The sequence below is a fragment of the Shewanella sp. 10N.286.54.B9 genome (assembly GCF_041468565.1).
In the GTDB taxonomy this organism is placed as follows: domain Bacteria; phylum Pseudomonadota; class Gammaproteobacteria; order Enterobacterales; family Shewanellaceae; genus Shewanella.
The window spans coordinates 29,403-41,959 of record NZ_JBFRIY010000028.1 but is presented as its reverse complement, the minus strand read 5'-3'; the positions used below and the strand labels follow the sequence as shown (position 1 = coordinate 41,959).

Here is a 12,557-nt window from a genome sequence, read left to right as displayed (position 1 = left end):
CGTCACTGTCACGTAGAGGTTACTTGAGAGTGAGCGTGCAGATATCGCTTTAATATAATCAGATAATATTAAAGCGATACTTTGTTGAGTTTGTGCACTATTTAAGGGTAAAGCTATCACGTTGGTGAATGAAATCTAAACTGGTACCTACTAGCACTTCAAACTCACCAGCTTCTGCTAACCAATCGTTTGACTTTTCATCCCAAAAAGACAGATCGCGTTGATTAAGCTGCATGGTGACTTGTTTGCTTTCACCCGGTTGCAGCATCACCTTGGCGAAGCCTTTAAGCTCTTTGCTTGGTCGTTCAACGCTGGCCTTTTTATCATGTAAATATAGCTGCACCACTTCTGCGCCAGCAACTTTACTAATGTTGGTGACCGTTACTGACACATCAAGGCTGTCGCCTAACTTAATGGCCTTTTTAGACAGCTTAATATCGCTGAGAGTAAAATTGCTGTACGACAGGCCGTGACCAAAGCTAAACAGCGGTTTGATGTTTTGCTGCTCGAACCAACGGTGACCTATAAAGACACCTTCTGAATAGAGAGATTCAACAGCATTGTAATCATTGAGTGCTATAGGCGCGGTATCCTCTAGTTTCTTAGGCAGCGTAAAGGGCATTTTACCGCTTGGGTTTACATCACCAAACAGCATATCAGCAACGGCGTGACCGCCTTCCATACCGCTATAGGAGTTCCAAACTATGGTAGATGCTTTGTCGACCCATGGCATTTCGACGGCACTACCTGCGGTGATGAACACCACGGTTCTAGGATTGGCGGCTATTAGCTTAGTTATCATCTCATCTTGTTGGTTAGGAAGGACGAGATCGGTTCTATCGATAGACTCTCTATCATCACTGTGACTTAGGCCGCCAAAGTAGATCACTGCATCGGCATTTTTTGCTGCAGTTAAGTACTCGTCTTCGGTATTAAATAGTTTATTGGGCGTATCCCAGCCTAGGGTATAACCATCACTGCCACTGTAGTCGATCTCGAACTGGTAATCTTTGTTCTGCAGCAACGAGATATTCTTGCTTAGCACTTCGTTTGAACTGCCATCAAACTGCATCACTGATTTGCCATCGATCTTAATATCCAATTTTCCTTTCGCTGCTACTTTTAAAGTATGGACACCGGATTTTAACGGCTTTATTGCCGCTTTCATGGTGATAAATTGTGGCGTACCTTTAGCGACTAATTTAGACGGTTTAAACTCAGAATCGGCTATCCAAGACTCTTCGATAAGCTGTTGACGGCTTTCATCGGTAAAGTAGCTAATATTCCATGATGGCGTGCCAGTCCAGTGCCGGGTGGCGAGATAATCGTTGCTGATCGGCGCAAGTTTGCTGCTTTGAGCGCGCATGACTGTAATGTTCGTTTTGCCAGCTAGTTTATCTTTAAGGCCTTGCAGTGGTGTTACCTCATAGAGTGATTTTACCTCTGATGACCCGCCGCCTAAGCCATGTTTCTTATCAAGGTTAGGGCCAAGGACGAGAATGTTTTTCACTTCATTTTGTGCAAACGGCAATACTTGGCGATCATTTTTAAGTAACACTATGCCTTCTTCGGCAATTCTTCTGGCTGCGGTGCGGTGGGCGATAATATTACGTTGCCCAGCGAGACGGTAGTTATCCATCATACCGATACTGAGTTGTACCCTGAGTATGCGCGTGACTTTATCATCGAGTGCTGCGACAGGCACTTTACCTGCATTAATCATCTTAGTCAGTGGATCGGCAAGAAAGTAGTCTTTGTAATGTGGAACATCAGTACCCATCTCTAAATCTAGGCCGTTCACTGCGGCATCAAAAGTATTGATATCAACATTCCAGTCGGTCACTAATAAACCTTTGTAGCCCCATTCTCCTTTTAGGATATCCATCACCAGGTGCTTGCTTTGGTTAGCGTTTGTGCCTCTAAATTCATTGTATGAACCCATCATCGCATAAACGTTAGCCTGTTTTACGGCAGCTTCAAAGGCGGGCAGATACACTTCACGTAGCGTACGTTCATCGGGTTTAGCATTAACCCCAGTGCGGTTTAGCTCTTGAGTATTGAGCGCGTAATGTTTGATGGTAGCGGCAACATCGTTTTTTTGGATGGCGTTAATTTGTGGCACTACCAGTTTTGATGCCAAATAGGGATCTTCACCTAAATATTCGAAGTTACGCCCATAGAGGGGTAATCTTGCCAGATTAACGCCTGGCCCGAGAATGAGATCTTTACCACGATGACGGGCTTCGCTGCCGAGCACTGCGCCATGCAAGGTTGCCATATCGGTATTCCAGCTAGCGGCTACCGCGGTTAATACCGGTAGATAGGTTGAGTAATCACTGGTCCAATTTGCCGAGTTCCAGCTATTACGCTCGATTTCATGGCGCACACCGTGTGGGCCGTCAGATAGCCACATTTCGTGGATCCCAAGGCGTTCAATCGCGGCGGTGGTGAACTTGCCATTGGCATGAACTAAAGAGACTTTTTCAGCCAGTGTCATTTGGGGTAATAGCGTTTGAATGGTTTGCTCGACTTGCTCTAAACGCTGTTGTAGCAGTGGCCGATTAGGTTCAGCTAAACCGACATCTTCATAAATGGTTTGCTTTACTTGAGTTTCGGCCTTGGCAATAGGGGTTGTAACCAGAAAGGTTGAGATAACCAAGCTGCTAAGGGCAAATTTATTAATAATAGGACGCTTCATGCTAAATTCCGTATTAGTTTATTGAAGTGGCGATAGGGTTAAAGCTGTTATTCTTGACTCCATGTTCATTGAAAATCGATAAATATGTTGGCGGTGAGCCTGCCAGTTTCTGGGTTACTATCGATATCCTTAGCTGTGTTTACAATGCTGGAGTGTAGTAAATTACCGGGATAGATCACTAGTCTATTTGGGCGGTATTCAATCTGTTCATATAGGTCAAAATGATGATTACTCTGGTTGCAGTAACCTTGCTTGGGTTCCCCATTTAACTCATTGTGTTTTTGCGCAGCATCAAAATAGGGCTGACAACGTTGCTCGCTGATCCGCTCCCATTGGGTGGGCTTATGCCGAAAGAAACCCGTAGGGCCATGCTCATTAGGGTTTAAGTAATGCATGATGGCAAAGTAATAGGGTTTTGGGGTATCAAAATGGGGCATTTTTTGTAAGGGAGTGAGCGCACTTTCTTCGCGGGTGATCAGCGATAAAAACAGGCTCTGGGGCTTGAGTCGTAGCTGCCGCGGAATGTTGTAGCACTGATAGATCCCTTGGAAAACAGCATCGATCACCGCTTTGACATATTCACGAGGGAGCTTCGCCCGGATCCCCGGGTAATAAGAGCTTAAATCGTCTTTAAAGTCAGCTTCACTCGTCGCATAAGTAATAATATTATCAGTACTTAAACTAAAGTTATCTATGACAACAACCGGCGTTTTCTCTTCACCTAGCAGGATAATTTTTGGCGTGGCTGCCGGGTTAACGGTCATTAGATTTTGCTGCATTTAAATTAAACCCGCTTAATGATTACTAGGTGCATGTTTATAAGGCTCGTGACTCCCCCAAAAGTGCTTGGGCAGCAATAAGCCATATGGATGACTACATCATGGCTGACTTGCAGTAATGCTGAATAAAATCGTAATGATGGGGAAGATTGTCATTCTTGCGCTTCACCACACTTTTAATGTTTTTCAAAAAAGCCTTAAGCTCTTCATCTTCCATCATGTCGACAATAGGGTGATACTGCTTAGGCTCAATCCCTTGGCCTAACATCACTTGGATCCAAGAACTCTCACCGAACAGCTCATTGGGATACTTGTATACTTTGGCCGCAGCGGCAAACATCTCTAACCGGTGGGCGAGAGAGTCTGGTATTGGCATACTTGAGCAGTAACGCCAGAACTTGCTGTCTCGTCTTTGGGTGACGTGATAATGCAAGATAATGAAGTCACGCACATTATCGGTTTCAAACTTGGTCTGCGCGTTAAATTCGTTAATATCAGATTGCACTAAACCTTGCGCAGGGAACATCTGCATTAAGCGTACGATACCGCGTTGGATTAGGTGAATGCTGGTGGACTCGAGCGGTTCAATAAAGCCACTTGAGAGTCCAATGGCGACACAGTTTTTGTTCCAGTGCTTACGTCTGGTGCCTGTTTTGTATTTGATGACGCGAGGCTCAGTTAACAGATCGCCCTCTATATTATCGAGTAACAATTGTTTTGCTTGCTCATCAGTCATGTATTTGCTGCAAAAGACCAGTCCATTACCGGTTCGGTTTTGCAACGGAATACGCCACTGCCAACCCGATTCACGCGCTATAGAGCGGGTATAGGGAACTGGCGTGTTGGTGGTGGTTGTTTGCACTGCAATGGCGCTGTCACAAGGCAGCCAATGGGACCAGTCTTCAAAACCTGTATGCAGCGCATCTTCAATTAACAAGCCTCTAAAACCGGTACAATCGATAAAAAGATCGCCCTCAACTAATTGACCAGAGGCTAACTGTAGGCTCTCGATTTGGCCATCTTGTTGATTGAGGTTTACCTCAGTGATCTTACCTTCAATACGGTTGATACCATGTTGCTCTGCAATTTTCCTGAGGAATTTTGCGTACAGTCCTGCATCAAGGTGATAGGCATGGTTTAAGTCTTGATTGGGCAATACTGCAAATTTGCCAGTGCGGGATCCAAGGTGCTCCGCGCAGTAGTCACCAATTTCACTGGCAAAGCCTTTTTGTCGGCCCTTTAGCCAAAAGTGTTGAAATCCAGCTGCCCAGCAATCTTTACCTAAGAAACCAAAGGAGTGCAGGTAGTCTTGATTCTCATCGCGCCAGTTTTCAAAAGATATCGCCAATTTAAAGGTGGCGTTGGTCGCCGCCATAAATTCTTGTTCATTAATACCCAATAAGCGATGAAATACATGCAAGGTTGGGATGGTGGCTTCACCGACACCGACGGTTGGAATATCGTCAGATTCAATTAAACTCACATTAAGGTTTTTACCAAGTAGCTTTGACAGCGCAGCAGCAGCCATCCAACCTGCAGTGCCGCCACCGGCGATGACGACATTTTTAATCGGCTTATTTGTATTCATCATATGTCCTTAATCAGCGCAAACTAATGGCTTAACGCTTTAATTTATTTTGTAAGTCAGCACGTAATTTTCGCGCAGATAACTCATCAATAGGCAGTGACAGCATTCCTTGAGCATGCTCTGCAATATGGTCAGTGTTGTGCAGCTCATGCTCAAAAACATAGTGGTTAAACATCGCTTGCCACGCTTTACGCTGAGCTATTGGTAAGCTGCGTAAGCTTAAAATAGCGTGTTGCAGGGCATTCGTTGGTCTGCCCATATAAGCTGGTGAGTCTCGCCACCAGTGAGTGACTAACACATTAATCGCATCAAGTGCTTCGACGTGGTGCCACCACATACTGGGAATAAAGAGTGCATCACCAGGCTCAAGTTCAGCAACTTGCGCCGCCTCAATTGCTTGTTGAAATCTAGGGTACTTGTCAAAATCGGGTGCGTGAAAGTCCACCATACTGATGTCCTGCCCACCGGGAGACAACTCCATAGGACCCACGTACAAGTTGTCTATCTGCTCAGGGGGAAACAAGGTAAAGCGGCGGCGACCGACAGCTGAACAAGCAAGGTTATTGGGAAAGTCAAAGTGCGCGGCAATGCGACTTTGATTACCAATCCAAACACTGGTTAATGGCTTAATATCGTCTACCGCGAGTGGATTGGCGGCTGTAAATCCTGGTAGCCAGCGGTTGACTTCGGTAGAGCCTACATACAGTGTTGGCGGCGTCTCGTCGTCTATATGCGAGACTAGCTTGTCAAATACCTGCCTTAGATCAACCTGACTTGCTCTAAAATTAAAACCTGTGAGTTGCTCGTTATAAAACACTCTGCCTTGGTTTTCACTTTCACCAAAACAGGCGGTTACCGGTACGCCACTATAAAACTGAAGCATATAATCAATCGCGGCTTGGTTAGATTGCTTACCTGCTTGCACGAGTGGCCACTCGGCAGCAAAGTCTTTTAAAATCAGCGGCTGCGTCGACGATAAGACAAACTCAGGAATATCGCCTGGTTTGCAATGACTTATCTGTTTGACGCTCTGTTCGACTGCTAACATAAATACACCTTGTTCTGTAACCGCTTACATCCATGGGCAAAAAACTACTGTTCTATCTGCTTGTTTTTCTTATCCAATAGTGTGCGAATATTGGCTTGTGAGGCAATCGTCATATAGATAGCTTGCAGATAACCTTTGTCATGCAGTTCAGCTAAATTATCACTTGAAAGTGTTTTCAGTTTGTCTTCGTTGACGGTATAGAAACCAATCATTTGATGCTTGCTGCCGTTATTAAGCTCAACATCTAAAGTGAAGGATTCTAGCAGTTCAAATTTGAGCAGTGCTTCGATGAAGCTGTCACTGTCTTCTACTCCGTTATGGATGACATCTAGCATGTCCACAGCGGTATCGAGGAAGGGCGTATTTCCACCAAACTCAAGGAACAGCGGTTCACCTTGCTCGGTGCTTACCCGTGGGTTATTGAGATCAATATGCAGTACTCGCTGCATTTTTTGAACACCATCTTCCATTATATTTTGACTACCAATCAAAAATGGCTGACGTCTTATGGCTAAAGGAACGTAAGATGCCTGCCATTGACCGTTTTCTAAAAATAGGTTCTCTTGATCTTTAAAGCCAAACAGCGCCACGGAGAAGAAACGACCGGTTTGCGGATCTTTTTGGAAGAAAATCGGGTAGTGGGCTTGTACGCTTCTGAACTCAACCGGGAAGGTCAATGAATACCAGACATTATCGCCATATTGCTCGGAGTATTCGGTGATAACCTTAAGATCTTTATGTTCAATGCTGTTGAGCATGACGTTGTTGTTCGACGTTTGGGTCGTGGCTTGTGCGGTCATTTTGACTCCTTTTTTATTATTTATAGGTGCTTAAGTCGTTATATTTTAGCAAAACCAAATTGATGAACTTTATCGAGTAGTGCTCTATTGCTTGGTAGTGCTGAGAGCAATTGCTGACTACGTTGATTATTTTGTTGGAACAATGCCATGGCTTTTTCTTGCTCAGCTTGTTTTATGTAGCGCGGCGGTTGGCTATTAAAGTCCATACCAAACAGCACATATTGAAAGCTCGCCGCTGGAAACAACGCTTCGGTTTCAGTGATGTCGTAAGAGTAGGGCTGCTGATACTGCCAAAGTGCTAATTGCTGCTGTAAAGACTGCGGTACTGAGGCGCTATCGCGGTTGTCACGCCAATAGTCGGAGTCATCACGTTGGCTGATAACATAATGCAGTTTGAGAAAATCGACCAGCTGACGCCAGCGCTGTAAAAACTTTTCATTGAAACGTTTAGCCACTATCTCCATCGCCTGACGGTTTTGCGGTAACTGCTCGCTGATCATCTTTGCTGATTGTTCAATAAGCGCGAGTGCTGAGGCTTCTAGCGGCTCTATAAAGCCTGCGGCAATGCCGACGGCGACACAGTTTTTATGCCAAAAATGGGCTCTGTGGCCAGGGTTAAATGTTATTTTTCTCAGCGATGCAGACTCAGCCTGTCCTTTACTCATACTCGATAACAGGTAACTCCGTAACTCGCTTTCAGCGCGGTCATCATCGGTGTGGCTGCTCGAGTATACGTAACCGACGCCACGGCGTGAGGGCAGGCCTATATCCCAAATCCACCCTGACGATTGCGCGGTTGAATGGGTACAGGAACTAATGGCGCTTTGTTGGTTTTCATAGGGCACTTGTACTGCTAAGGCTGAGTCATTAAACAGCACCGATTTTTTTTCTATGAAAGGCACTTGAAAATGCTCGCCAATAAGCAATGATTTGAAACCGCTGCAATCAACAAATAGATCGCCGCTTAGGCTGCCATTGGATTGAGTTTCTAGTGCGGCAATATCGCCGTTGTCTTGGCTGCTTACAGATTCAACATGATCGACAATATGCTGAACACCCAATTTCTCAGTGCAGTGACGCTGCAAAAACTGCGCAAACTTACCAGCATCTAAATGGTAACCATAGTTGGCATTACACTCATATTCAGGCGTTGAAATGAGCTTTGGTGCACAGCCTTGATCGCAAAGTCTACCTTGGTAGGTGACAGCATTGGTAAATGAGACTTGCTGTTTATGGGCTTGCCAATGTTTAGCGAGATTAATCTCATTGAAATGGCTGGGTAGAGAAAACGGGTGATAATAACTGTGATTATTACGCTGTGTTTGACTTGAGCTTGCTGTAGTGGGTGAGTGCAACCAATCAATAAATTTTGAACCTTGTTTAAAGCTAGCATCACACTCAATCATAAACTCGGTTTCAGAAATACCCATTTTCTTGAGCGTACCGCGCATTGAAGGCCATGTACCTTCGCCAACTCCTATAGTAGGCACTTGCGGTGATTCTATGAGAATAACTTCTAAAGAGCGTTGTGAAGGTGCTACTGCAAGGTTAATATGCTCGGCAGCAAGCACTCCTGCTGTTAGCCAGCCTGCTGCGCCTCCGCCTACAATGATCACTCTTTTTATGTCGTTATTCATACTGCTTGACCTATTTTTATTTTTATTAAGTCACTCTTTTACAGTGTTTATCTATATTGGGTTAACTGATTACTTGGTTTGTTACAACTAATTAACCTTTGCCAATATAACCTTGCTGTAGGAGTAGATCCAGTCACTTTATGTATCAAGATTTACTCTGAATATGTAAAGCTTGAGGCCAACGCATGTTGGATAAAAATGGCTTAATAAAAATAATGTTAATAGCTAAATAGAAAGAGAAGATGAAGCCACAGCATTGGCTTCATCTTCTCTATAGGTTCTAGAAGGTGTATCGCGCACCTAAGCTATAACGTGCACCCGTTTGTGTTAGGTTCAACACTTGCTGGCTTGCTCGGCCATGAGTACGTGTATATTCATTGGTGATGTTAAGACCTTCAAAGAATACTGTTAGCCCTTCAAGCGATTCAATATCGTAACTAATATTAAAATCAACTTGCGAGTACGCTTCTGTGTATTCAGGATTTTGACCCGTTCCTTGGCCACGAGAGCTTAAGAACTCATCACGCCAGTTGTAGGCTATACGTGCTTGGAATCCATAATTGTCATAGATAGCGATAAGGTTAGCGGTATCACTGATATTGGTTTCAACAGCTTGATCTTCTAGTAAATAGTTATTATAGCTATCACCAGCATCTAAGAAGGTGTAGTTACCAATCACACCGAAGCCAGACTCGCCAAAGAAATGCTGCACTGCAACTTCCCAACCATCAATAGTGGTTTTATCTTTACTGTTTGCAGGGGTATTAATGTTGAATGTTAGGTCATTATCTTCAGCCGGATTCCCTTCGATTATGCCCGCGTTTTTATCAACAAATGGGTCGTTGGGGTAGTTATTGAAAATCCAAGTACGAATATCCTCTGAATCGTTACCAACTGCAGCGACTGCAGCATCAAATTTAACACCATCGGCCGGGTTAGCAATATTGTAGATATTTGATTCAACTTTGATATTCGAGAGACCATTAATGACGTCTTTTCTAAAGTAACCGACAGACACGTAACTAGTTGGTGAGTAATACCACTCGGCAGATACATCGTAGTTTGTCGATTCTAATGGTAATAAACTAGGGTTCCCAGCGGTTCCGTTGCCACCAGAACGGTCAGCGAGTGGAGCAACAACAGTACCACCTTGAATAGAGGTGTAATCTGGGCGACCTATAGTCTCGCTGTAGGCGGCGCGTAACATCACATCTTCAACCACTTCAATGTTGAAATTTACATTTGGCAGGTAGTAATCGTAGTCACCAGTTTGAGTTTGAAATACCTGCCCGTTACCGCCACCTAGAGCAATTTCAGTGTTGGCAATCCATTTAGCCTCATCATAGCTGGCTACCGCAGAGGTTGAAGTAACCTCTGTTTTCTCGTAGCGCAGACCAACATGGATGTCGTATGGCATGTCGCCAAATTCTGACTCAAAGTTATACTGAATATAAGCTGATGTTGATTCTTCTTCGGTATAACGGTCTACGTCCATCGCATATTGAGTCGATGGGCAAAAATCTGTGCCACAATCGCCGGCGCCAACATAACCCGCAGCAGTATAGAGCTCTTCTGCTCGACCGCGTACAGCATCAAAGTCCCAGAAGAAGATAGTATCTAGTAGGTCAAAATCACCGTCAGCATCCGCAAAGTTACCTTTGCTTGCATCAAACTTGTCATGGATGGTATCTGCAGGGAACCATTCATCTTCAAAATCTCCCTCTTGACCTACACCGCCCCAATCGTTTCGTTGAACGTTAACAGATTGCGAGTGATTGTTGACATCTGTGAGCGCGATACCAAAATCAATGCTGCCAGAATGTTCAAACAGATATTCACCATCTAACTGATACTGATCAATTTCTGATTTATTGCGAGAGTTGCCAAATACACTGCCGGTTACACGCATATCTGATGGCTTGATGTTATTGCCATTGCCGACAGCGAGTGCTGGTAGGTCTTTTGAGAAGTCAGTAGCTGCGCTAGTTCGGATAAAACCGGCTGTACTCAGTGTGTTACTGCTACCATAGATATGGTTTGGTTTGTTTTCAGCATCAGACTTATGCATGTCTAATGTTAGATTTAAATTGTCGCTGACTTGCCAATCAAGATTAAGGCCTAAAGAGCCACTCTCATTGCGTACACCGTAATCACCGGCTGCCATAGAAACATCTTGCGGAGTGTCATAGCTTTCAGAATAAACCAGCGGCGATGAAACGGGGCCGTCAGTCCAAACGTTTTCCGATGGAGCAAAGGTAAACCAGGCAGATACATCGTTATATTGGGTGTCGATATCATTACGCATGTAAGTGTAATCAAGCGTGGCAACTAATGAGTCAACGGGGCTGTATTGCAGCACTAATTGACCGTTAGTACGGGTACGCTGCTGCTCTTCAAAACGATATACTGTAGTTTGTGGAACTGAATAGATATCATCATCACCAGGTCGATTGACTTGGTTGTCTTTTTGAACGCCGCCCCAATCAGTAGTATTGTCTGCGCTACCAGGAAAACTTCTCCAACCCGTACCGACTTGCGCTTGTTGGTTACCACTTTCACGCTCTTGGTAGCTGGCAGAGATTGAGATGCCAAACTTGTCATCTGCAAAAGTATTTGAATATAAACCCGAAAGCTCAGGGGTAATGCTACCTTTATCAGTTGATGTATCATCAACCGCTTTCGCGCCAAATGTTGCTTTTAGACCTGGAGTATTGAATGGGCGATGAGTTAATACATCAATCGTCGCACCGATACCGCCTGTAGGGCTTGAAGCTACACTGGTTTTTCTTATCTCTACACCGCTGATAGATTCTGAGGCGATGTTGGCAAAATCAAATGAACGAGAGCCTGTTGTCACTGGCATTTGACGGCCATTGAGTAAAACTAGGTTACGATCTGCACCGAAACCACGAACAGAGACGCGACTACCTTCACCATTTTGACGGTCAATAGAGACACCAGGAATTCGTTGCATCGATTCTGCTAAGTTTGAATCTGGCATTTTACCGATGTCTTCTGCTGAAATTGCATCGACAATGCCGTCAGATGATTTCTTGACGTCCATCGATTTAACTAAACTGCCACGAATACCCGTTACAGCGATGACTTCCATATTCTGATTAGCTGCGTTTTCTGTATCTTCTTCAGCTGCATAAACCGGTGCCATCGTTGATGCACTTAGCACCAACGACAAGCTGGTTGCTAGCCTCGTCTTTTTAAATAGTTGCTGTTTCATCTCTATCCCCCAGAGTCATTCAATCATAGTTTTAATTCTTTTCTAAATGTAAGCGCTTACAAAAAAGTTTAAAAAAAATAACTAGACCACTTTGTAAGCGCTTACACAAACCTAGGGTAATTTGTGATCAAGGTCAACATTAATTCACCGGTAGTTAACAAAAAAGTAACTTAAGCAGTGGGGAAGGTAGGGGCAAAAGCATGCTGAGCAAGGGATTGGGGTATTAGTCTATTTCTTGATTTAAATTTTTAGGGATTAGCTACATCGACTTTTTTAGCTAACAGAAGTTAATTAAGAAGTTGCAGTAAAATATATGTATTTATAGCGCCAAACAGACCAACAAAGGATACAGGGTCTGCCTTTTTGTTACCAAGTAGCACATATCGCTTTCTTTGCGGTAAATGGTAGATATAACGCTAGTCGCATAGGTTAGATTTTCTGCGTAATGAGAACAAATATTAAAAAAACAAATGTAAGCGCTTTCATCTGTTCGGTTTTGTGCTTACACTGTTGTTGTCAGAATGTTAATTAAGGTCGCATTTCGACAATTAGGAGCTGCTAAATCAATCTTCCCAAGATTTTGATGATTTTGCTCCAGCTGGGAACTTACTTAAGTCTGTTTGGCATGGAGGCTAGGCAGCATCTTTTCCTCTATCAAATCTCTGCGCAACAAGAAACCCACCGCTAGCCACTGCTTATTTAGATTTACACCAATTCCAATAAGGATATGCTCAGTTCAGAGCTTTCTCAGAGCTTTCAATTCAAGTCGCAT

Annotated in this window: 7 protein-coding genes; all 7 read right to left on the bottom strand. The window is 44.1% G+C overall.

What is annotated here, in order from left to right; translation table 11 throughout:
- Window positions 1–97: 97 nt before the first annotated feature.
- The 7 genes from AB4135_RS10320 to AB4135_RS10290 all read right to left on the bottom strand — a co-directional run bounded on the left by AB4135_RS10320 (window position 98) and on the right by AB4135_RS10290 (window position 11,785).
- Complete coding sequence (locus AB4135_RS10320; protein ID WP_371992589.1) at window positions 98–2,698, bottom strand: glycoside hydrolase family 3 C-terminal domain-containing protein; 2,601 nt, start codon at window positions 2,696–2,698, stop codon at window positions 98–100.
- A 65-nt stretch (window positions 2,699–2,763) separates the two neighbouring features.
- On the bottom strand, window positions 2,764–3,477 hold the full coding sequence (locus AB4135_RS10315; protein WP_371992587.1) for a DUF6445 family protein: 714 nt from the start codon (window positions 3,475–3,477) through the stop codon (window positions 2,764–2,766).
- 94 nt (window positions 3,478–3,571) lie between these two features.
- Entirely contained in the window at window positions 3,572–5,065 is a 1,494-nt protein-coding gene (locus tag AB4135_RS10310) for a tryptophan halogenase family protein (RefSeq protein WP_371992585.1), read from the bottom strand.
- Between the two features lie 31 nt (window positions 5,066–5,096).
- Window positions 5,097–6,113, bottom strand: a complete 1,017-nt coding sequence (locus AB4135_RS10305; RefSeq protein ID WP_371992583.1) for a cupin-like domain-containing protein — start codon at window positions 6,111–6,113, stop codon at window positions 5,097–5,099.
- Between the two features lie 44 nt (window positions 6,114–6,157).
- Complete coding sequence (locus AB4135_RS10300; protein WP_371992581.1) at window positions 6,158–6,913, bottom strand: SapC family protein; 756 nt, start codon at window positions 6,911–6,913, stop codon at window positions 6,158–6,160.
- Between the two features lie 38 nt (window positions 6,914–6,951).
- Entirely contained in the window at window positions 6,952–8,550 is a 1,599-nt protein-coding gene (locus AB4135_RS10295; protein WP_371992579.1) for a tryptophan halogenase family protein, read from the bottom strand.
- A gap of 280 nt (window positions 8,551–8,830) precedes the next feature.
- Entirely contained in the window at window positions 8,831–11,785 is a 2,955-nt protein-coding gene (locus AB4135_RS10290; RefSeq protein WP_371992577.1) for a TonB-dependent receptor, read from the bottom strand.
- Window positions 11,786–12,557: the final 772 nt, after the last annotated feature.